This window comes from Natrialbaceae archaeon AArc-T1-2, from assembly GCF_030273315.1.
Classification (GTDB): Archaea; Halobacteriota; Halobacteria; order Halobacteriales; family Natrialbaceae; genus Tc-Br11-E2g1.
In genome coordinates this window covers 729,587-750,982 of sequence record NZ_CP127174.1, presented here as the reverse complement: position 1 = coordinate 750,982, position 21,396 = coordinate 729,587, and the positions used below count along the sequence as shown (strand labels likewise).

At 64.4% G+C, this 21,396-nt stretch carries 16 protein-coding genes; 7 read left to right on the top strand and 9 right to left on the bottom strand.

Going from position 1 to position 21,396, the window contains the following annotated elements; translation table 11 throughout:
• The first annotated feature begins 22 nt into the window (after positions 1–22).
• From QQ977_RS03770 to QQ977_RS03755, 4 genes are all read left to right on the top strand, one after another.
• Positions 23–1,018 carry a TIGR04024 family LLM class F420-dependent oxidoreductase gene (locus QQ977_RS03770; RefSeq protein WP_285927617.1) on the top strand — a complete coding sequence of 332 codons (996 nt, stop codon included), beginning with the start codon at positions 23–25 and terminating at the stop codon, positions 1,016–1,018.
• 116 nt (positions 1,019–1,134) lie between these two features.
• Entirely contained in the window at positions 1,135–1,620 is a 486-nt protein-coding gene (locus QQ977_RS03765) for an Lrp/AsnC family transcriptional regulator (RefSeq protein ID WP_285927616.1), read from the top strand.
• On the top strand, positions 1,617–2,774 hold the full coding sequence (locus tag QQ977_RS03760; protein ID WP_285927615.1) for an aminotransferase class I/II-fold pyridoxal phosphate-dependent enzyme: 1,158 nt from the start codon (positions 1,617–1,619) through the stop codon (positions 2,772–2,774). The genes QQ977_RS03765 and QQ977_RS03760 overlap by 4 nt, the downstream gene beginning before the upstream one ends.
• Positions 2,775–2,930: 156 nt before the next feature.
• Positions 2,931–3,062: a rubrerythrin-like domain-containing protein gene (locus QQ977_RS03755; protein ID WP_285927614.1), complete on the top strand. Its 132-nt coding sequence runs from the start codon at positions 2,931–2,933 to the stop codon at positions 3,060–3,062.
• Positions 3,063–3,120: 58 nt separating this feature from the next.
• On the opposite strand, the gene QQ977_RS03750 is transcribed toward QQ977_RS03755, so the two are convergent.
• On the bottom strand, positions 3,121–4,059 hold the full coding sequence (locus QQ977_RS03750; protein ID WP_285927613.1) for a polysaccharide deacetylase family protein: 939 nt from the start codon (positions 4,057–4,059) through the stop codon (positions 3,121–3,123).
• Positions 4,060–4,333: 274 nt separating this feature from the next.
• Here QQ977_RS03750 and QQ977_RS03745 point away from each other — a divergent pair, with 274 nt between their 5' ends.
• Positions 4,334–5,926 carry an alkaline phosphatase family protein gene (locus QQ977_RS03745; protein WP_285927612.1) on the top strand — a complete coding sequence of 531 codons (1,593 nt, stop codon included), beginning with the start codon at positions 4,334–4,336 and terminating at the stop codon, positions 5,924–5,926.
• 19 nt (positions 5,927–5,945) lie between these two features.
• On the opposite strand, the gene mutS is transcribed toward QQ977_RS03745, so the two are convergent.
• From mutS to QQ977_RS03720, 5 genes are all read right to left on the bottom strand, one after another.
• Complete coding sequence (mutS, locus tag QQ977_RS03740; RefSeq protein WP_285927611.1) at positions 5,946–8,636, bottom strand: DNA mismatch repair protein MutS; 2,691 nt, start codon at positions 8,634–8,636, stop codon at positions 5,946–5,948.
• A 73-nt stretch (positions 8,637–8,709) separates the two neighbouring features.
• Positions 8,710–9,144, bottom strand: a complete 435-nt coding sequence (locus QQ977_RS03735; RefSeq protein WP_285927610.1) for a universal stress protein — start codon at positions 9,142–9,144, stop codon at positions 8,710–8,712.
• Between the two features lie 118 nt (positions 9,145–9,262).
• Entirely contained in the window at positions 9,263–10,924 is a 1,662-nt protein-coding gene (locus QQ977_RS03730; protein WP_285927609.1) for a tRNA uridine(34) 5-carboxymethylaminomethyl modification radical SAM/GNAT enzyme Elp3, read from the bottom strand.
• A gap of 87 nt (positions 10,925–11,011) precedes the next feature.
• Positions 11,012–13,069, bottom strand: coding sequence for a DHH family phosphoesterase (locus QQ977_RS03725; RefSeq protein ID WP_285927608.1), 2,058 nt, complete (start codon positions 13,067–13,069; stop codon positions 11,012–11,014).
• Positions 13,070–13,929: 860 nt separating this feature from the next.
• On the bottom strand, positions 13,930–15,843 hold the full coding sequence (locus QQ977_RS03720) for an archaea-specific SMC-related protein (protein WP_285927607.1): 1,914 nt from the start codon (positions 15,841–15,843) through the stop codon (positions 13,930–13,932).
• A gap of 488 nt (positions 15,844–16,331) precedes the next feature.
• Between QQ977_RS03720 and QQ977_RS03715 the strand changes: the two genes are divergently transcribed.
• Together QQ977_RS03715 and QQ977_RS03710 are read left to right on the top strand one after the other, a co-directional pair.
• Complete coding sequence (locus tag QQ977_RS03715; RefSeq protein ID WP_285927606.1) at positions 16,332–17,087, top strand: IclR family transcriptional regulator; 756 nt, start codon at positions 16,332–16,334, stop codon at positions 17,085–17,087.
• A gap of 186 nt (positions 17,088–17,273) precedes the next feature.
• Entirely contained in the window at positions 17,274–17,669 is a 396-nt protein-coding gene (locus QQ977_RS03710; RefSeq protein WP_285927605.1) for a universal stress protein, read from the top strand.
• Positions 17,670–17,717: 48 nt separating this feature from the next.
• On the opposite strand, the gene QQ977_RS03705 is transcribed toward QQ977_RS03710, so the two are convergent.
• From QQ977_RS03705 to QQ977_RS03695, 3 genes are read right to left on the bottom strand one after another with little or no spacing between them, the layout of a single operon-like run.
• On the bottom strand, positions 17,718–18,185 hold the full coding sequence (locus QQ977_RS03705; protein ID WP_285927604.1) for a MaoC family dehydratase: 468 nt from the start codon (positions 18,183–18,185) through the stop codon (positions 17,718–17,720).
• Between the two features lie 2 nt (positions 18,186–18,187).
• Entirely contained in the window at positions 18,188–19,933 is a 1,746-nt protein-coding gene (locus tag QQ977_RS03700; RefSeq protein ID WP_285927602.1) for an acyl-CoA carboxylase subunit beta, read from the bottom strand.
• 28 nt (positions 19,934–19,961) lie between these two features.
• Positions 19,962–21,128 carry an acyl-CoA dehydrogenase family protein gene (locus tag QQ977_RS03695; RefSeq protein WP_285927601.1) on the bottom strand — a complete coding sequence of 389 codons (1,167 nt, stop codon included), beginning with the start codon at positions 21,126–21,128 and terminating at the stop codon, positions 19,962–19,964.
• Positions 21,129–21,396 lie beyond the last annotated feature (268 nt).

Below are 21,396 nucleotides of genomic sequence, written 5' to 3'. Positions count from 1 at the left end.
CGGCCGGCTCCCCACCTCGATCATGACAGACAGAACGCTTCACCTCCCCGTCGCCGCACAGCCACGCGTCGAGACGCTTCTCGAGTACGCCGTCCGTGGCGAAGACTGTGGCTACGAGCGCGTCTGGCTCCCCGAGACCTGGGGTCGTGACGCCGTCTCCGTCCTGACGCGCGTGGCCACCGAAACCGACGAGATCGGCCTCGGGCCGAGCATCTGTAACGTCTACTCGCGCTCGCCGGCGTTGCTCGCCCAGACTGCGACCACGCTGCAAGAGATCGCCGACGGACGCCTGCGCGTCGGCATCGGCCCCAGCGGCCCCGCCGTGATCGAGGGCTGGCACGGGGACGACTTCGACCGCCCACTGCGTCGCACCCGCGAGTGTCTCGAGGTCATGCGGGCGGTCATGAGCGGCGAGACCGTCGACTACAACGGCGAGCTCTTCACGCTCGGTGGCTTCCGGTTGCGGTGTGATCCCCCCGACGAACCCGTCCCGATCGACGTCGCGGGAATGGGACCGACGGCGGTCGAACTCGCCGGCCGATTCGCCGACGGCTGGCACGCCACCGTCTTCACGCCCGACGGGCTCCGGGACCGACTCGAGGACCTCCGTCGCGGTGCAACGCTCGGCGATCGCGATCCCGACGACGTGCGAACGACGCTGTCGGTCACGGCGTGTGCCCTCGAGGACGGCGAGCGCGCCCGCGAACTCGTCGCCGGACACGTCGCCTTCTACGTGGGTGCGATGGGAACGTACTACCGCGAGTCGCTGGCCAGACAAGGGTACGAGGACGTCGCGACCGAGATCGCGACGGCGTGGGGAAGCGGCGACCGCCAGCGGGCGAGCGCCCTCGCCGCCGAGTTGCTGGACGAACTCGGGGCCGCCGGCACGCCCGACCGGGCACGCGAGCAACTGGCGCGGTTCGAGGCGGTCGACGGCCTCGACGCGATCGCGGTGAGTTTCCCTCGCGGCGCTTCGTCCGAGGAGGTCCGGACGACGATCGAGGCGCTTGCGCCCTGAGCCGGCGGTCGGAGCCGCTCGTCTACTGTCGACACCCGCCGCGTGACGGATGTATCAAATGTGTGAGTGTTGCTCGTGAGGAAATCCTTTTGGTTGCGCTCGCGCTGGGGCAGGATATGAGCCAACGCGAGGTGCTCGAGTTGCTTCGGGAGAACGCGCGATACGACGTCGCGGACATCGCGCGGATGACCGACCTCGAGGAAGACGAGGTCGAGGCAGTGATCGAGGAACTCGAGTCGGCAGGCGTCATCCGGGGGTACCGGGCCGTCGTCGACTGGGACAAACTCGAGGACGAGCGCGTCCGCGCGGAGGTCGAACTCAACGTGAAACTCGACCGCGAGACGAGCTACGGCGACATCGCAGAACGGCTCGCCCGGTTCCCGCAGGTCCGTGCGCTCCGGCTGGTCAGCGGCGATTACGACTTCGACATGGAAGTCGAGGGCGACTCGATCCGCGAGGTCTCCCAGTTCATAAGCGAGAAGGTCGCGCCGGTGCCCGAGATCACACAGACGGTCACCCACTACATAATGACCTCCTACAAGGAAAGCGGGGTCGAACTCGGCGACGGCGACGACGACGACCGGCTCTCGATCTCGCCATGACGCTCGAGCCGTCCGAGCGTGTCCAGGCGGTTCCGCCGTCGGGTATCCGTCGCTTCTTCGAGATTGCCGAAGAACGCGACGACGTTATCTCGCTGGGCGTCGGCGAACCCGACTTCGCGACGCCGTGGGCCGCCCGCGACGCTGCGATCACCTCTCTCGAGCAGGGCAAGACCTCCTACACCGCGAACCGTGGCATGCGCGAGCTCCGGGAGGCGATCGCAGAGTACGTCGCCGACCGATTCGATCTGGGCTATGACCCCGACGAGGAGATCCTCGTCACCGCGGGCGCGAGCGAGGCCGTCGACCTGGCGTTCCGGGCGTTCGTCGATCCCGGCGACACCGTCGCGATCGCCCAGCCGTCGTACATCTCCTACGAGCCCGGCGTCATCTTCGCCGGCGGCGAGGCGCTGCCGGTGCCGACGTTCGAGGAAGACGACTTTCGGCTCACCGTCGACGCCCTCGCCGACGCCGGCGCGGCCGAGGCCGACGCGCTCGTGCTCTGTTATCCGAACAACCCGACGGGTGCGATCATGCCCGAAGACGACCTCGAGCCGATCGCCGACTTCGCCCGCGAGCACGACCTGACGGTCTTTTCCGACGAGATCTACGCCGAACTCACCTACGAGGGCGAACACACCTCGATCGCGACGTTCGAGGGGATGCGCGAACGCACCGTCGTCTTCAACGGCTTCTCGAAGGCCTACGCGATGACCGGCCTGCGGCTGGGCTATGCGCTCGCCCCCGCCGACGCGATCGCCGCGATGAACCGCATCCACCAGTACGGCATGCTTTCTGCGCCGACGACCGCCCAGCACGCCGCCCTCGAGGCGCTTGCCTCCTGTGACGACGACGTCGAGGAGATGGTCTCCCAGTACGACCGTCGCCGCCGGTTCGTTCTCTCGCGCTTTTCCGAGATCGGCATGCCCTGTTTCGAGGCCAAAGGCGCCTTCTACGTCTTCCCCGAGGTACCCGAGGGCTGGACCGCATCGGAGTTCGCCGAGGACCTGCTGCACGAACAGGGCGTCGCGGCCGTCCCTGGTGACGTCTTCGGCGACGGCGGCGCCGGCCACCTCCGGGTGTCCTATGCGACGGGGCTTGCCGACCTCCGGGAGGCGCTGGCTCGCATCGAGGCGTTCCTCGAGGACCACGCCTGATACGACTGTATTCGCGTACAACCGCGAACCGTCTCGATCGCACCGGTACCGACTCACGGCCGTCGTTGGAACGCGTCCGCGGGCGAGTCCGCGGTTACTACCGCAACCCCTGCGATTGTGCAAAGAGTTAACACACTACGTTGGTAACAGTTACCTATGGGCGCACACCAGGAGATCGAGTACGAGTGTCTCCAGTGTCGACGCCGGGAGACGTCGACGAACGCGCTTTTCAGCACCTGTCCGCGCTGCGGGGGCGAGATGCGAAACGTGACGCCGATCGGAAACTGACGATCGATCGGTCTGAGATCGACCGCTACGCGGTCCGAGTGCCGACGTCGGGCTCGCTTCACCGCGAGACGGGTCGACGGACGGGAGATCCACCGTCAACGCTCGAGTCGTTCTGGACCCGGCGAGCCACCTCGCCCATCGTCTCGACCGTGAGATCGGTCTCGTCCCGCCGTCGGGCGAGGTACGCGAGAACCGCACGCATGCGCTCGCGGTCGCGGTCGTCGACGAGGTTGTTCGGGTGGAGCCACAGGTGATAGACGCCGTCGTTTGCCGTCGCCTGGTCGATGCCCCGACGCGCCGTCGCCACCATCGGATCCTCCCAGACGGACTCCGCGACGGTCCGGATCGGTCCCTCGAACCCGAACAGAAACGTCGACGCCGGTACGTTCACGAGTCCGTACTCGTCGACGTGGGGCTCGACCAGCAACGACTGGCCGGCGAGCGTTCCGAGTACGCCACGAACGCCCTCGGGCGTCGGTGTCGACCCTCGGTACGCCCTGATCCCTGCCTCCGAAAGTGCTTCGCGGTGACCGACGTCGTTTCGCGGATAGACGAACGACTCGAGCTCGAGGCCCCACTCGGCGGCGAGCTCGTGACAGCGTCTGAGTTCGGCGCGAGCGAGGTCGCTCGAGGTGTCTGCCTCGCCGAAGAGGACGTGCGAGAAGGAGTGACAGCCAAGTTCGTGTTCGACGTCCGATGCGAGCACTGCCCGGACGAGGTCGGGACCGAATCGCAGATCTTCGCGGTCGCGCCAGCTCGTTCGTTCGCGTTCGAACCAGCCGTCCGGTGCCGGGTGGTCGGCGTGTTCACCGTTGCACGTCTCGAGCATGAGGTGACCGACGACGGCCCAGGTCGCCGGCACCTCGAACCGCTCGAACAGCTCGAGCAGCGTCTGCCACCCTCGGCGTGCGTTCTCGATGCGGTCGGTCGGCGGATCCGCGAGATCGTGAAACCCCCAGCCGAGTTCGGCATCCAGCGAGACCACTACACTTCCCATGGGATACCCCTCCCGTCATCGGTTGACATGCGTGCTGTGTCGTTTCCCGACCGACGGTTTTGTTATGGATGGCTTTTCCGTCCGTTCGCCTCCGAACGGACGGTCGGTCGCCGTCAGTCGATCCGAACCGTCCCGGCGATCCGACCGACAGCACCGACGGAGTGTCCGCTGTTCGTGACGATTTCGGCCCCAAAGTCGATCCATAACAAAGCGGTCACCTCACGACGCCCTCGACAGCAGGCGTGCGAGACGCCTCCCTGACTCGACGGCAATCATGAGTGGATCTACCTATTCGTCCGACCGAGCGTTCGTACTCGGAATCGACGGCGTACCGTGGCGATTCATCGAGCGATGGACCGACGCGGGCGAGTTGCCCAACTTCGCGCGGCTGCGCGAGGAGGGTGCCGCCGGCCCGCTCGAGAGCACGCGGCCGCCGACGACGCCGCTTGCCTGGCCGTCGATCGCGACCGGTGTCTGGCCGGATAAACACGGGATTTACGGCTTCCAGAATCTCGCTTCGGATTACACCCACCGAATGCACACCAGTCGGGACTGTACGCAGCCACCACTGTGGGAACAGCTCTCGCCCGCGCTGGTCGGAAACGTGCCGATGACGTATCCGCCGACCGAGATCGACGGGACCGTCGTCGCCGGAATGATGACGCCGTCGACGGACGCGGAGTTTACCCACCCGCCGGCGTTCGCCGACGAGATCGAGCGGCAGATTCCCGACTACCAGATCAGCCTCGAGTACCCCGAGTACGCCGACCGCCTCGAGGAGTTTCAGGTCGCGATCGACGAGCTACTCGCGAACCGACGCGAACTCATGCAATTGCTGATGGACCGGACCGACGACTGGCAGCTGTGTTTCTTCGTGTTCACCGCACCCGATCGCCTCCAGCACCTGATCTGGGACGAGACGACGCTCCGTGCACACTACCGCCAGCTCGACGAGATCGTCGGCGACGCTATCGCCTACGCCGACGACCACGACGCCGACCTCTACGTCGTCTCCGACCACGGCTTCGGTCCGCTCGAGCGACTCGTCTACGTCAACCGGATCCTCGAGCGTGAGGGCTACCTGACACGTCGCGACGAGGACGGAACCCGTGGCGCGCTCGCGAGTCTCGGCGTCTCGCGGGACGCCGTCAGGCGCGTGTTGAACGCGGTTGGCATCTCCGAAGAACAACTCGTCTCGATGCTGCCACGGGAGTTCGTCGACTCCGTCGCCAGCCAGCTACCGGGCGATCACGAGCTCTACGACGTCGACTACGAGGAGACGACGGCGTTCGTCCACGGAGCGGGTTCGCTGTACGTCAACGACGTCGACCGCTTCGAGCGCGGGATCGTTCCACCCGAGCAGGTGCCACGGATCAAACGGGAGCTTACCGACCTGCTCGAGTCCGTCGTCGATCCGGAAACGGGCGAGCAGGCGCTGTGTGTCTTCGACGGCGACGAGCTGTTTCCGACCGACGACGGCTCGCCGGATCTGGTCGTCAACGGTCGCGGCGCCCGCGAGATCCGGACCGCCCTCACCGACGAGCCGTTCGGCGAGACGGGAACGTACACTGCGAGTCACCGAAGCGAAGGCGTCGTGCTCTGTCGGGGGCCTGCGATCGAACCCGGCAGCGACCTCCGGAGCGCTCGCGTCGTCGACGTCGCCCCCACGCTGTTACACGGCATCGGCGAACCTGTCCCCTCGAACGCCGACGGGCGCGTGCTGTTCGACGCGTTCCGTGACGGCTCGCCCCCGGCGACCACCGGCGTCGAACGCGCCGACGTCTCGCGCGCGACGGGAGGCGACGACGTCGACGACGACTTCTCGGACGTCGAGGATCGGCTGAAGGGACTCGGCTACATGGAGTAACGACGCATAGCCGTCGTTGTCACTCCTCGAGCAGCCGTTTCAGCCGATCGAGCGCGGTCATCGCTTCGACGGGCGTCATGTGGGCGAGTTCGAGTTCGCGGAGTTCGCTCGCGACGGCCGCGAGATCGTCGAGTTCGCCCGAGTGAGAGGTAGGCGAGCCGCCGTCGGAGGCCGCTACCGACGTTGCCAGGGCCGTTTCGGGATCGTCGTCGGCGTGATCGGCGACGAGCTCTCGAGCGCGCTCGAGAACCGGTCCGGGGACGCCGGCGGCCGTCGCCACCTCGATGCCGTAGGAGCCGTCGGCCGCGCCGGGCTCGAGTACGTGGCTGAAGACGACCTCGCCGTCGTCCTGGCTCGCCGCGAAGTGCAGCCGGACGGCGGCCTCGAGGTCGTCGGCGAGTTCGGTCAGGGGGTGGTGGTGGGTGGCAAACAGCGTCGTCGCCCCCACCTCGTCGTGGAGGTGTTCGGCCATCGCGCCCGCGATCGCCATGCCGTCGGCCGTCGAGGTGCCACGGCCGACCTCGTCGAGCACGACGAGTGACCGCTCGTCGGCTTCCTCGAGGATGGTCGCGAGCTCGTCCATCTCGACCATGAACGTCGAGCGTCCGCCGGCGATGTCGTCGCTGGCCCCGACGCGGGTGAAGATCCGGTCGACGGGCGTGATCGACGCCGCACGCGCCGGAACGAAACTGCCGACCTGGGCGAGGAGGACGATCAACGCGACCTGGCGCATGTACGTCGACTTCCCGGACATGTTCGGACCCGTGATGATGGCGAGTCGGCGGTCGGGCGCGAAGGCGGCACCGTTCGGGACGAACGAGGACTGGGTGCGCTCGACGACGGGGTGGCGACCGTCTTCGATGTCGATCTCGAGGCCGAGGCCGCCGTCCCCGTGTTCACGGATCTCGGGACGACAGTAGTCGTACCGGGCAGCGACCGTCGCGAGCGAGACGAACGCATCGAGCGCCGAAAGCGCCTCGGCCAGCGCCTGGACGCGTTCAACCTCGTCGGCGACGTCGCTCCGGACCTCCCGAAACAGCTCGTACTCGTACTCGTCGGCTCGTCCCTCCGCGCTGACGATCTCGTCCTCCCGCGCTTTGAGCTCGGGCGTGACGAACCGTTCTGAGTTTTTCAGCGTCTGTCGGCGCTCGTAGTTCTCGGGGACCGCCTCGAGGTTCGGGTTCGTCACCTCGATGTAGTAGCCGTGAACGGAGTTGTGGCCGACCTTCAGCGAGTCGATGCCGGTTCGCTCGCGTTCGCGTTCCTCGAGGTCGTCGATCCAGCGTTTGCCCTCGCGGGCGGTCTCCCGAAGCGCGTCCAGGTTGTCGTCGTACCCCTCCGCGATCACCCCACCGTCGGTGATCTCCATCGGCGGATTCTCGACGACCGCCCGGTCGATCAGCTCCCGGACGTCGTCGAGGGGGTCGAGCTCGGCGTGAAGCTGCTCGAGACGGTCGCTCTCGGCGTCTGTGAGCAGTTCGCGGACGTCGGGGACGACGGCGAGGGTATCCTGCAGCGATCTGAGATCGCGGGCGTTCGCCCGCTCGCGGGAGATCCGGCCGATGAGGCGCTCGAGGTCGTAGACCTCACACAACAGTTCGTGAAGCTCCTCGCGAGTCCGGACTGCAGTCGTCAACTCGGCGACGGCGTCGAGTCTGGCTTCGATCGCGTCGGGCTCGAGCAGCGGCCGACGGAGCCAGTCTCTGAGTGTGCGTCCGCCGAGTGCGCTTGCCGTCTCGTCGAGGACGCCGACGAGCGTCGCCTCCTCGGTCCCCCGGACGGTGCGGGGTTCGAACAGCTCGAGACTGTCGACGGCGACCGAATCGAGCAGCAGGTACTCCCGGGGATCGTACCGCCGGAGGTGGGTGATGTACTCGAGGCGGCTGTCTTCCGTCGGACCGTCGGCGTCGGACGGATCGCGTTCGCCCGCGTCGGCCGGTTCGTCCTCGCTGACGCCGCCGCGAGCGTACTCCGCGTAGGCGAGCAACGCGCCACAGACACGACGCTCGACCGCGCTCGCGAGGGTCGCGTCAGAATCGCCGAGGTAGGCCGTGACGTACTCGTCGGCCAGCTCGCGATCGAACGCGGTCTGGTCGTACGGCGACACCACGACGTCATCGGGCAACAGCTCGCTCGAGACGTCCGGTCCCAGGAGTGCCTCGGCGGGATCGAACCGGCTGAGTTCGTCGACGATCGTCCTCGCGTCGGTCGCACTCGTCGCGAGGAAGTCGCCGGTGGAGACGTCGAGCACGGCGAGTCCGAGCTCGTCCCCGTCGCGGGCGACCGCCGCCACGAAGTTGTTGTCGTCGCTCGCGAGCAGTTCGTCCTCCGTGAGCGTCCCGGGCGTGATCACCCGCGTCACGGCACGGTCGACGACGCCCGTCGTCTCCGCTGGATCCTGAACCTGGTCCGCGACCGCGACGCGATACCCCGCCTCGAGCAGCCCCTCGATGTAGGACTCGGCGTTGTCGATCGGGATCCCCGTCATCGGGTACTCGCCCGTCGAGTCCTCGCGACTCGTGAGGGTGAGTTCGAGCAGGCGAGCGGTGCGTTCGGCCGCACCACAGAAGGTTTCATAGAAGTCCCCGACCTGAAAGAGGACGATCGCGTCGTCATAACGCGCACAGAGGTCGTGATACTGGCGCATCATCGGCGTCAGCTCGTCGCGTTTCTCGGCCATCTCTTCGGGCGGGCCACACGCCGGATCCATACCCGAACTGGGACCGCTCGAGGGGCAAATAGCTGCTGGATCCGGGAGTCACGAACGGCGTGCGGTCGATCGATCACCGGACCACGGTGACCGGGACGTCCGCACGACGCATGACGTGCTCGGCGACGCTTCCCAGAATGAGCCGTTCGATCCCGTCGCGGCCGTGACTCCCCATCACGACCTGGTCGACGTCCTCGCCCTCGAGCGCGTCGATGATCTTGTACCGTGGACTCCCGTAGCGCCACTCCATCTCGAGGTCGACGTCGTCGTCGACGGTCTCGTCCGCGACCGTTCGGATCACCTCGAACACCGCCTCGGCACGCTCTTCGACCCGGTCTTGCCACTTTCCTTCCCTGTCGGTCAGGGCGGCGTCGGTGTGGTCCGGAAACGGTTCCACGACGTACAGAGCGACGACGGTCGCGTCCGTCTCGACTGCGTCCTCGAGTGCGAACTCGAGTGCCGCCGTCGAGAGCTCGCTTCCGTCGTACGGGACGAGTACTCGAGACATGCTGGCAACGGGTTGTCGTCGTCGTTCGGCCGACTGCGTAATAGCGGTTTCCGTCACGTCCACTCGACCCGACGCGAGGGTCGGGGTTCGAGGGGACAACGGCCTTCGACGGCAGTCCTCAAAGCCGTTTGCTCACGTACGGCCCGTCCTGGTGATAGCCGAGTTTCTCGCGGTAGTACTCCCGGGCACCGATCCCCGAGATCACGCTGAGTTTGTCGTAGCCGGCGTCGGCGGCGAGTTCCTCGGCGCGTTCCATCAGCTGACGACCGTACCCCTGATGCTGGTGCTGGCCGCTCTCGCTCTCGTCGCCCATGGTGACTTCCGAGCCGTAGACGTGTAGTTCGCGGACCAAGGCGGCGTTCTCGAGTTCGGGTCGTACCGGCTCGTTCGGAAAACGCAGCCGACAGAAGCCCACGAGCAGGTCCGTCTCGAAGTCTTCGAACGAGATGAACTGTTCGGTACCGCCACAGGCCTCGTACTCCATCACGTCGAGTTCGACCGTCTCTGGCTCGGCGTCGTTCATCCCGACCTCACGACAGCGGATACACTCACAGTTCCAGCCGTGTTCGTCCATTCGCTTTCGGGCGAGCTGGCGGAGGTTCGACTTCCAGACGCCAGCGTCGATGAAGTCGGCGGGGATGTCCCGCTGGACGCGCTGAAGACGCGTATAACGGGGAATCATCTCCTTGATCTCGGCGATCAGTTCAGCGGCCTCCTCGTTGTCGAGGGGGTCGTACTCGTCTCTGTACCACCAGTCGTACGTCGCCGTCCCGCGGACGACGAGGGTGGGGTAGATCTTGAGGTAGTCGGGTTTCCACTGCTCGTGTTCGAACAGCCGCCGGAAGTCCTCGAGACACATCTCCGTCGACATCCCGGGCTGGCCCGGCATCATGTGAAAGCCGACCTTGAACGCGGCGTCGCGAAGCCGGTGATTGGCATCGATCGACTCGGCGACGCCGTGGCCGCGGTGCATCTCGCGGTTTATCCGCTCGTAGGTCGTCTGGACGCCGACCTCGACTTTCGTCCCGCCCAGCTCAAGCATCCGGTCGATCTGCTCGGGATCACACCAGTCGGGTTTCGTCTCGAAGGTCGTCCCGATGTTGCGAACGTCGCCCCGCTCGTTTTCGGCGATAACGTCCTCGAGGTATTTGAACTCGTACTCCTCGGGGTCCTGGGCGAAGCTGACTCCTTCGGCGGGCTCGGGCGCTTTCTCGACGTCGTAGTCGTTCATCGCCTCTAAGGCCCGCTTGACGAACCACTCCTGGTAGTCGTGAGAACGGGCGGTCATCGTCCCGCCCATCAGGATGAGTTCGACCTTGTCGACCGGGTGGCCGATCTCACGGAGTTGCTCTAAGCGCAGGGTCACCTGCCCGTACGGATCGTAATCGTTCTGGACGCCGCGAGCGGCGGCGGGTTCCTCGCCGGTGTAGCTCTGCGAGGAGGAAAACTCCGAATCGGGGCCGCCGGGGCAGTACAGACACTTCCCGTGGGGACAGCGCTCTGGCGAGGTCATGATCGCGACCGGCGAGACGCCCGAGGCCGTACGAACGGGTTTGCGCTGGAGCACCGCCTCTAAGTCCTCGCGGTACTCCTTGGGCGCGTAGTCCAGCAATTCCGAGTTCTTCGGTACCTTCGGTGCCGAGTGTTCCGAACAGGCCTCGAGTTTGGCTTTTTCGACCTCGTCGCGTTCGATCTCACCCGCCAGAATGCGCTCGACGAGCGTCTCACAGACCTTCTCGAACGCTTCGGTCTCGGTCGGATCAGACGACTCGGTACTCACTATCGGTGTTTCGTCGCCGTTCGTGAATAAGCGTGTCGGACTCGCCACTGAGCCATCGGCGACCGGAGAATGGACCCGACTCTACGTCTACGCGAGCGTCTCGCCGAGCGCCTCGAGTGCGGCTTCCCGAACCGCGTCGCGTTCGCCCGCGAGGAACTCGATGTAGCCGTCGTGACCGCCGACGACGCGGACGCCGGCGTCGGGAGTCGTCTCGGCGATCGTCTCGCCGAGTTCGCGGACGTCGACCGACGTGGTCGAACGAACGTGGAGTTCGTCTTCGTCGAGTCCGAGGGTGACGAACCGGTCGCCCTCGCGGTCGCGACGGTGTAACTCGTCGAGCAACAGATCCGTCGGCGGGAAGTCGAACCGGTGTGTAAACGCCTCGGTGTCAAGCACCGCGACGGTGACGTCACCGACCGACTCCGTCTCCAAGTTCTCTCGGGCCGTCTCGAGTTCGGTCTCGAGTTTGTCACGGAACTGCCCGGAGACGTGGGACGCGAGGTCGCCGGCGTCGTCGAACAGCAGGTCCGCGATCAGCTCGCGTTTGTCCTTGTAAGACTGGTAGTACGCCTCGAGCGCGACGGCCTCGCGGCGTTCGGAGATGTCGGTCTCGTCGTAGCCGGCCTCGGCCGCGAGCTCGGCGTAGACCTCGGGCGTGTCCTCCCAGTAGCTGACGGCGGGGAGGTGGCCGAGATCCTCGTACACCTCGTCGTTGACGTGGACGGCGACGTTGACGGCCACCGCCGTGGTGGTCACGTCGCCGGCGTCGGCAAGCGTCGGATTGACCGCGAGCGAGACGTCTTCGAGGATCGCCTCGTCGGCGTGGCTGTCGTCGATCACCAGTCGATCCGCGCCGTAGACCTCGAGCAGGTCGTAGCCGTCCGCCGACTCGACGGTCGAACCGGCGTCGACGAGAACGACGAGCGGCAGCTGTTCGCCGTGACGGTCGCGGGCCTCGAGCATCGAGGTGACGTCGTCGGTGGCGGCGTCCATGTCGTAGACCTGTCCGTCGAGCGGTCGCCGTTCGAAGTAGTGGTACTCGGCGTCGTCGCGGGTGTGTTTCTCACGGATCAGCGGCAGGACGGCTCGCTCGAGTGCCGCGCCGGCGACGTAGCCGTCGGCAGTGGCAGTGTGACGAACCACGATCGGACGGGCCTCCGTGACGGCCCGGCGGATCGCGGTCGCCGCCTCGACGAGTTCGTCTTCGATCGCGACGATGGCGTCGTGGCCGGCGAGTGGTTCGACGCGCTCGGGGCGGGCTTGCTGTTCGATGGCGTCCTCGAGTCGAGCCCGGACGTCCTCTCGATCCTCGTCCTCGAGGATTTCGAGGGTTTCGGTCTCGACCTGCAGATCGCCCTGGTGGCGTTCGACCTCGCCCTCGAGACGGACGACGTCGCCGACCTCGACGGCCGGATACGCGCGAACGCCGGCCTCCTCGAAGGCGGCACACTCGACGGTGGCGGTCTCGTCGCTGAGTTCGAACACCGTCGGTCCGCTGGTCTGGCGTGCGCCGGTGATCTCGCCCTCGAGGCGGACGACGGAGCCGACCTGCTCGGCGAGGGCGTCGATCGTCGTTCGTTTGAGCGGCGGCTCGGGCTCTTCGATCTCCATCGTCGGCGTGGCGGGCTCGCTCTCTCCCTCTTCGGCCGGCGTCGTATCCCCACCGTTCGTGGTGGTGGCCGACTCGTCGGGAGCCGGTTCGTCGGCGGGCGATTCCGCTGGCGTCGACTCGTCTGTCTCGTATTCGTCTTCCTCTCCCTCGACGTCGTCCAGACGGTACTCGCCGTCGGGGGCGTCGATCAACGTCCCGCGGAACTCGCGGTCGTCCTGACGGATCGACCAGCCGAGGTCGACGTTGCCGTTGTCTCTGACGTCCAGTACCTGTACGTAGACGGTGTCGCCGGGCTCCCAGTCTAAACTCTCGAGCCGGCGGTCGAGTTCGCTTCGGTGCAACAGCCCGGTGACGTGGTCGCCCAGGTCGACGAAGACGCCGAAGTCGGCGTATCCGTCGACGACCCCCCGATAGTACCGGTCGGGGGTAAGCTGCGAGGGGTCGTCGCCGTCGAACTCGAAGACGACGTCCTCCTCGTGGGTCGCACAGACCAAGCCATCGACGGGCTTGCCGCAGATGATACAGTTACCCATCTATTCGACCCAAGCAGGTACGCCCTAAAACGGTTGTCGAAATACGCTCGGGAATCGCCCGTGTGCCGTCACGACGACGACCTCGCGCCAGTCGGCGATCGACTCCCGCTACGGACCGCTGTCCGTCGCCCGGCCAAAAAACGACACGGCATGCCGTGTCCCTGCGTTTCCCTGGATCGCTAGTGCGATCGGTCGCCGCGTGGTGTGTCGTTCCTGCGGCCATTTACCGTATTAGCCGACATGTTATAAATATTGGTGGTCGTTTCCGACTCTCACGCCGGCCCAGCCGTCAGACCGTCGGCCACGACCACGTACGATCGACTCCGGCGACAGCGCTTGCCGTCTCGAGAATAATATCACAGAAGTGTCTTCACATCTAAATTGTATTTATTCATATGCTAATTCTGATTGGATACAACGAGGCCGTGACGGTTCACGGACTGTGCCGTCGCATCGTACAGCAGGCGAGCGGTCCCCGAGCCGTCGACGACTGATAGATCTGGCAGCATTGCGAACGACTTCCGAGTAGCTGTCGAAGCGAAACCGACGATCGAATGTAGGATCATTGGGGGATAGAGAGTCTCACTTGTCAACTTTTGACTCTCGTATCAAATACCGATTTGGTCTGTATAAATATGAGATGTTTCACACATGTCTGTTTACAAAGTATTATTTTGAGAAGGTAGATATGGTCGAAGTGAAACCGAGGCTGGTTCGACGAGTGGGTCGAGAGATCCGACGAGAGCGAAATCGTCTGGCTCGTTCGCATACCAACGCGTCAGATCGGACGTCGATCGTACCGGATCGGGCGTCGATACCGCTAGTGACGGTCCACGGCTGTAATCGACGCTTGGAAGGTACTAGATCGTCTCGATGCGCTGGTGTCTCTCGTCGACGGCCTGAGCGTCCTCGGTAAGCAAGGCGACGACCAGGTACTCGGCGTAGTCGGCGAGGTACTCGAGCAGCGTCGCGATTCGTTCGGCGTCGATCGCCTCGAGCGAGTCGAGCAGCATGAACGGAACCGTCTCGTAGACGTCGTGGACCAGGTAGCCGGCGAGCGCAAATACCAATCCGGTGATCTCCCGTTCGCTCTCGCTCAAGTTGTCGACGACGTCCTCGTAGGTCGTCCCGTCGTCGGTCGCCCGAACGACGTGGAGTTCGAACGACGACTCCGGCGTTCCTCGTCTTCCCTCCTGTTTGAGCCGCTCGATCCAGATCCGTTCGATGTTCGAGTATCCGAGGACGTCGACCAACTCGTCCATGTGATAGTTGAACTGTTCGACTGCCTCGCGTTCGATGTCCTCGACGCGCGTACGAAGCGACTCGAGTTCGTCGTTGATCTCGTCAACGCGGTCGGTCATCGATTCGCGGTCCTCGAGCCGTTTCTCGATCGTCTCGATCTTCTCTTCGACGGACTCGAGCCGTTGTTGACTCCGGCCCAGTTGGAACTCGAGTTCGTTCGCTTGCTTGTGTTTGTCGACGACCTCGCTGCGGTCGTCGGTGTCGAGCGTATCGACTTCCGCTTCGAGTTCGTCGATCGTCGCCTCGAGCTCCGTCGCTTGCTCCTCGAGGTCGTCGATGCGGTCCTGGCGGGTTTCTCTCTCTGACTGCAGCGACTCCCGGCGGTTGATCGTCCGCTCGCGCTCGTCGAGCGTCGACTGAAGCTCCCGTCGTCGGTCGCTGTGTTCGTTGATCTCGGCCTGGATCTCCTTGCGATCACCCAGCAGATCCTGGCGCAGCTCGCGAAGCTGGCCGATCGTCGACTCGATCTGGTCGCGCTCGACGTCCGTCCCGCAGGTCCAGCAGGTGACGGTCCGATCGGCGGCGAGCTGTTCCGTGACGGACCCGCTCTCGTCCGAGAGCGAAACGTCGGGATCGCGGTCCTCGAGTGTCTCCTCGTTGAACCTGATGATGCTCTGTAAGTCGTCGAGTCGCGCGTCGAGATCACCCTTTCGAGAGCGCAGCCGGTCGAGTTGGCTTCGAAGCCACTCGAGTTCCTCTTCGATCTCGTCGGGATCGACGTCGTCGACCTCGAGACCTTCGAGTTCGTCCTCAAGCGACGAGAGGCTCTCGCGTTCGGTCTCGAGTTCGTACCGGACGTCCTCGAGCGATTCACGCGTCGAGCGCAACTCCGCAAGCGTCGCCTCGAGTTCGTCGTCTTGCTCCGTCGCCGTCTCGTCGACGTCTGACTCCTCGATCTCCGCTTCCAGTTCCTCGAGCTGGGAACGCGTCGACTCGATTTCCGATTGCAGCTCGGTCCGTTGCTCTTCGAGTCTAGGCAGGCGGTCGGCTTGCTCGTCGATCGCGTCGAGTTCGTCCTCGAGGTCGCGTCGTTCGGCCTGGATCTGGGTGATACGGGCCTGAATCTCGTCCGTGTCGACGGGACGCATGATGATCTCGCGGAGGTCGTCGCCGCGGGCGACCGCCTGGCGAGCCTCGTTCGATTCGAGCAAGAACGCGAATAGATCTGCGAGTTCGGGGTCCTCGAGGTAGGGATCGCCGTCCGTTCGGATGGTCGTTCCCTGTCGAGCTAGCGTCCTGGTGTACGTTTCGCCGTCGAGCGCGAGTTCTACCTCGCCCCGGTCTGCGTCACTTTTCAGTGCCGTTTCGTCGCTGCCAAGCGCAGCCATCGTCGCCTTCAACAGGGACGTCCGGTTCGTTGCGTTCCGGCCGGAGAGAACGGTTATTCCAGAGTCGAACGTGACCGACGTCGAATCGATGCCGCCAATATTTTGCACTCGAAGCTCTACTCCAGTCGTTCGCTGTTTACTCATTGCTACTGGTTTGAGCCTGAACTGCCTTAATTACTTTCATTCCTGTTACACGCGTATCCGTGTAACAGTAACGGAAAGCTGCTGCCAGTGTATTCGCGTTTCGTAGACCTCGATATTGCAATCTGCTTCCAGTACTCTCCGCTTGCAACGAGCCATTCGGCTGGCTTACACGTATACGTCCGTAACACGAGTTTCGACATTGCTGAAACGGGGGCTGTACGTCTCGAGCGAACCGTCATCGTGACCGATCGCGACGACGTGGTTTCCGGAGTATGGATGATAACGGTGCAATATTCGCCGAATATCGGCACGCGACGTCCGTACCCGCTGCACACACCAGCGAATTTTTTCGGCATCGTGAAAATCGATGAACCGGTACAGTGCCATCGGCTATTCGGTCGTCATATGGGGGGTATCGGTACGATATCGATCTGCCGTCGTTCCCGTATGTCCGAAACTATCATGTTGGACTATGTGTAACACGGATTATGAGCGACGACGGAACCATCCAATCCGTGGCCAACGCGTTCGAGATCGTCGAGTCGCTGTCGCACAACGGGGGCCAGACGGCGTCGGAGCTGGCGTCGGAACTCGACATTCCGGTCAGCACCGCCCACAACTACCTCCACACGCTCACCGAAACCGGGTTCGTCGTCCGCACCGGCACCGTCTACCGACCCGGGACACGCTTTCTCGAGGTCGGCGAGCGACGGCGACAGCGCATGACGGTCGTCCGCGCTGCGGAGTCGACGCTCCCGAAACTCGCCGCTGAGACGGGCGAGCACGTCTCTCTCATGATAGAAGAGAACGGACTGGGCGTAGTGGTCGACCTCGAGACTGGCGCCGAGGCGATCGATCTCGACTCGTTTCGCGGCGTTCGGATGCCGCTTCACACGATCGCAGCTGGGAAGGCCATTCTCGCACACCTACCACGGGACCGCCTCGACGGAATCATCGATCGATACGGTCTCGAGCAGCTGACGGAGAACACGATCACCGACCGGGAGACGCTGTACGACCACGTCGTACGGATCCGCGAACGCGGGTACGCGGTCGATCGAGGTGAACGGATGTCGGGGATGACGTGTATCGCGGCACCGATTCTCGATCGAAACGACGAGGTTCGGGCCGCCGTCTGCGTCTGTAGCCCGTCACACCGGGTCGACGATGATCGACTCGAGGAGATCGCTACCGCGGTACAGCGTGGGGCAAACGTCGTGCAGGTGAACGTCGATTACTCCTGATGGTATCGACTGTCACTGAAGATCCTCGTCACCTCGTCGCGGCGAGAATCGGACACGACGTGCAGCCGACAGCATGACACACCGGGCGTACCGACCGACCGTCCGAGTCAGCGGTCGACTTCGAAAGCCAGGCGCGACTGGTGTGGGTGCCGACACACCTATTCACGACGGAGCCGTTCACCTTGTATGGCGACTATCGTCGCAGGAACCGACGCTGACACGAATCGGGCTCGGGCGCTCGCGGAGGGAATCGTGACGATCCCCGGGACGGACGACCTCGAAGCGATTCTGGTTCACGTTTTCGACGAGAACCCCGACGATGCGGACGTCGAACAGGTGGCCTCGGTCCGGCGAGCGCGCGAGATCCTCGAAGACCACGGCGTCGAGGTGACACTCGAAGGGACAAGCGGCGACGCAGCGCCCGAGTTGATCGACACGGCGGACGACCACGACGCCGAGATGATCGCCGTCGCCGGACGGAAGCGATCGCCGACGGGCAAGGCCATCTTCGGGAGCGTCACCCAGGACGTCGTTCTCGGAACCGACCGTCCTGTCCTCGTCTGTAGCGCCGAGCGTCGATGACCGACACGGGCACCCGGCGGAGCCGTCGAACGAGACCGGCGAGCGGTCTCACTCGCTCGACGCTCGACGTTTCAACGAGAGAACAGTCCGGTCGAACTCACAGACAAGTGGTTCGTCGGGATCGTTTACCTTGAAGACCTCGACGTGCATCGTCACGACGCCGCGGTCGCCGTCTGTCGTTTCCCGTTTGTCCGTCACCGTCGACTGGACCCGGATCGTATCGCCGTGGAAGACGGGTTCGGGGTGTTCGACATCGTCGTAGGAGAGATTCGCGACGATCGTACCGTCCGTCGTCTCCGGAATCGAGATGCCGACGGCGAGTGCCATCGTGTAGATGCCGTTGACCAGCCGCTTTCCGAACTCGGTGTCGGCAGCGATCGTCTCGTCGAGATGTAGCGGCTGCTGATTCATCGTCATGTCACAGAATCGCTGATTGTCGCTCTCGCTGATCGTTCGTCTGCGTTCGTGTTCGATCGTCTCTCCGACCGTAAACTCCTCGTAGTACTGACCGGTCATGGTTACAGGATGGTGCCGTGTTTCTTCTCGGGCAGGTCTTTCTCCACCGTCTCGTAGAACGCAAAGCGAGCCCCGAGTTCCTCGCGTAGCGTCGACGGAGGGACGATCTCGTCGATGACGACCTCGCTCGCCATCCGGTGGACGTCGATGTCCTCGCGGTACTCCTCGCGTAGCTCCCGTTCTCTTCGTGCGCGTTCGTCCTCGTCGTCGATCGCTGCGAGCTCGTTCGCGTAGACGGCGTTGATCGCCGCTTCGGGACCCATGATAGCAATCTCGCCCGAGGGAAGGGCGATGACGCTTTCTGGGTCGTAGGCTGGACCGGCCATCGCGTAGATGCCCGCGCCGTAGGCCTTCCGGACGACGACCGACTGCGTCGGCACGGTCGCACTCGAGGTCGCGTAGATCATCTTCTTTCCCTGCTCTAAAATACCGTCTTTCTCGACCTGCGAGCCGGCCATGAAGCCGGGCGTATCACACAGGTACAGAAGCGGGATCTCGTAGGCGTCACAGGTCCAGATGAACTGGGCGGCTTTCTCGGCGGCGTCGGGAAAGATCGCACCCGCGCGCTTGGCGGGCTGGTTGGCGACGATGCCGATCGGGCGGCCGTCGATTCGGGCGAACGCCGTGACGATCTCCGTGCCGAACTCGGGGCGTAGTTCGAGGACGGAATCGGCGTCGACGATCCGCTCGATGACGTCGAACACGTCGTACCCCCGGTTCGGCTCCTGTGGAATTACCCCGTCGATACCGTCCGGATCGCGCGCCGGCTCACTACCCTCCGTCCGCGGCGGCGTCTCGTCTGCGTTGTCCGGCAGGTAGCCGATGAGTTTCGCGACGAGCTCGCGGGCGTGTTCTTCGTCCTCCGCGATCAGGTCCGCACTGCCGGAGTGGCGGGCGTGGACGTCCGGTCCGCCCAGATCCTCGAGGTCGATCTCCTCGCCGGTGACCATCTCGACCATCCGCGGAGAGGCGATGGCCATCGCGGACATGTTCCGGACCATAATCGTGAAGTCGGCGAAGACGGGCGTGTAGGCCGCACCGGCGATACAGGGGCCGTACAGCACGCATATCTGTGGGACCCGTCCCGACAGCATCGAGTGGTTGTAGTAGTACTTCCCGATCCCCTCACGATTGGCGAAAAAGCCCGTCTGCTGGTCGATCCGTCCGCCCGACGAATCCATCAGGTACAGCACCGGCCGGCCGCTTTTCAGTGCGCGCCGTTGCATCCGGAGGAACTTCTCGACGCCGCGTTCGGCCATCGAGCCCGCTTTGACGGTGAAGTCGTTGGCCATGAAGTGCATCGTTCGTCCCTCGAACTCGGCGGCTCCGGTGATGAGCCCGTCGGCAGGAAGCCGGTTCCCGGAGTCGGCCTCGCCGTCTTGCCCGTCGGGATGCCACGAATCGAAGTTGGCGAACTTCCCGTCCTCGAACTGCAAGCCGTCCGCCCCGAACCAGAGCTCGAGGCGGTCCCGGACGAACAGTTTGCCGTGCTCGTCGAGCCGTTTTCGGTACTTCTCGGGACCACCCTCGAGGATCTCTTCGATCTCCGCTCTCAACTGCGCTTCGCGTTCGGTCCGCTCGATCTCGTCGTCGACCTTGCCGGCGTCATCCGCTGGGCTCGCGGTCGCGACCGGCTCGTCGTTCCCGTCGGCATAGAGTTCGACGTCCTCGCCGTACCGGGTGGCGAGTGCCGTCGCGATCGCCTGTGCCTCTTCGTCGGTCGTCGCTTCGTTGAGTCTCACTCTCATGGTGTCATCGGGACCAGCCGAACATGGTTCAGTAGGACTTCGGGAAGCCGAGTTCCTGGGCGATGTGGTTGTAGGCCATCTGCTGGGAGACCGGCGCGAGCCGGGTGAGGGTTATTTCGCGCCACCATCGTTCGACGTCGTACTCCTCCGCGTAACCCCACCCTCCGAACGCCTGCATCGAGTGTTTGACGGCCTCGATGCCGGCCGACACAGCGGTCGCTTTCGCAACGTTCGTTTCGTAGCCACACTGCTGGCCCTGGTCGTAGAGCCAGGCGGCCTTCTCGCGCATGAGCGTGGCCGTCTCCATTCGTGCGTACGCTTTCGTGATCGGGAACGAGACCCCCTGATGGGAGCCGATCGGTGCGCCGAAGACCTCGCGGTCGGTGGCGTACTCGATGGCCATGTTCGCGGCGAGCTTGCCGATTCCCGTCCCGGCGGCGGCGAAGCCGATTCGTTCGGGGTTTAACATGTCGACGAGCACCCACCAGCCGTCGTCCTCCTCGCCCAGCAGGTTCTCTGCGGGGACACGAACGTCCTCCATGAAGACCTCACACGACTTCGAGTAGTTGATGCCGTGTTTCGGAATTGGCGAGACGTCGACGTTCGGGTCGTCCATCTCGACGATAAAGAGGCTGATGCCGTCGGTACCCCGGTCGACCGCCTCGCGTGGCGTCGTCCGGGTGACGACGATCATGTTCTCTGCACGGTCGGCGAACGTGATCCAGGCTTTCTGTCCGTCGAGGACGTACTCGTCACCCTCCCGCTCGGCCGTGGTGGCGACGTTCAACGTGTTCGTTCCTGCTTCGGGCTCGGTGATCCCGATCGAGAAGTTACGCTTCCCGTCGGCGATGTCGGACAGGTACCGCTCTTTCTGGTCGTCCGTCCCGTACTCGCGGATGCCGACGGCGGCCATTCCTGCCGTAAGCACGAGATACCAGGTGCCGGCCATGCCACACCCCTCGGCACAGAGCGTCTCCATCGCCAGACCCATCTCCTGCATTCCCATGTCGGCACCGCCGTACGCCTCGGGGATCAAGAGACCATGAAAGCCCGCCTCGGCGAGTTCGTCCCAGAACGCCTCGGAGAACTCGCCGTCCCGTTCTTTCTCGCGCCAGTGTTCGGGGCCGAACTCCTCGGCGACGTCCGCGGCCGTCTGTCGGATCAACTGCCGTTCCTGTGTCGGTTCGAAGTTCATGGGTTTCGCGTCTCGAGTACGGTTCCAGATCGCCACCAGACGGCGACATCGAGCGGGAGCCGACCGTGAGACGACTCGAGACCACGTGACAGGGGAACCCCGACGAATATAATTACACTGGTTCGTTTCGGAGCGGTAGCGTAGAGATAAACAGAATCGACGTCTCGTCGCCGTCGCCAGCCCGAGACGGGTCCCCGTAAACGGAGTCGTAACTGGTCGACGTCACGGCAGGCGTTCGCTCGAGACCGGTTCAAAGCCACACGATACC

Bases quoted from the DNA above. Each gene is read 5' to 3' on its own strand.
- QQ977_RS03755 (WP_285927614.1), top strand. From the start codon at position 2,931: ATGGGCGCACACCAGGAGATCGAGTACGAGTGTCTCCAGTGTCGACGC.
- QQ977_RS03710 (WP_285927605.1), top strand. From the start codon at position 17,274: ATGGCGACTATCGTCGCAGGAACCGACGCTGACACGAATCGGGCTCGG.
- QQ977_RS03705 (WP_285927604.1), bottom strand. From the start codon at position 18,185: ATGACCGGTCAGTACTACGAGGAGTTTACGGTCGGAGAGACGATCGAA.
- QQ977_RS03725 (WP_285927608.1), bottom strand. From the start codon at position 13,069: ATGGGTAACTGTATCATCTGCGGCAAGCCCGTCGATGGCTTGGTCTGT.
- QQ977_RS03745 (WP_285927612.1), top strand. From the start codon at position 4,334: ATGAGTGGATCTACCTATTCGTCCGACCGAGCGTTCGTACTCGGAATC.
- QQ977_RS03720 (WP_285927607.1), bottom strand. From the start codon at position 15,843: ATGAGTAAACAGCGAACGACTGGAGTAGAGCTTCGAGTGCAAAATATT.
- QQ977_RS03770 (WP_285927617.1), top strand. From the start codon at position 23: ATGACAGACAGAACGCTTCACCTCCCCGTCGCCGCACAGCCACGCGTC.
- QQ977_RS03750 (WP_285927613.1), bottom strand. From the start codon at position 4,059: ATGGGAAGTGTAGTGGTCTCGCTGGATGCCGAACTCGGCTGGGGGTTT.
- QQ977_RS03715 (WP_285927606.1), top strand. From the start codon at position 16,332: ATGAGCGACGACGGAACCATCCAATCCGTGGCCAACGCGTTCGAGATC.
- QQ977_RS03760 (WP_285927615.1), top strand. From the start codon at position 1,617: ATGACGCTCGAGCCGTCCGAGCGTGTCCAGGCGGTTCCGCCGTCGGGT.
- QQ977_RS03765 (WP_285927616.1), top strand. From the start codon at position 1,135: ATGAGCCAACGCGAGGTGCTCGAGTTGCTTCGGGAGAACGCGCGATAC.
- QQ977_RS03695 (WP_285927601.1), bottom strand. From the start codon at position 21,128: ATGAACTTCGAACCGACACAGGAACGGCAGTTGATCCGACAGACGGCC.
- QQ977_RS03735 (WP_285927610.1), bottom strand. From the start codon at position 9,144: ATGTCTCGAGTACTCGTCCCGTACGACGGAAGCGAGCTCTCGACGGCG.
- QQ977_RS03700 (WP_285927602.1), bottom strand. From the start codon at position 19,933: ATGAGAGTGAGACTCAACGAAGCGACGACCGACGAAGAGGCACAGGCG.
- mutS (WP_285927611.1), bottom strand. From the start codon at position 8,636: ATGGATCCGGCGTGTGGCCCGCCCGAAGAGATGGCCGAGAAACGCGAC.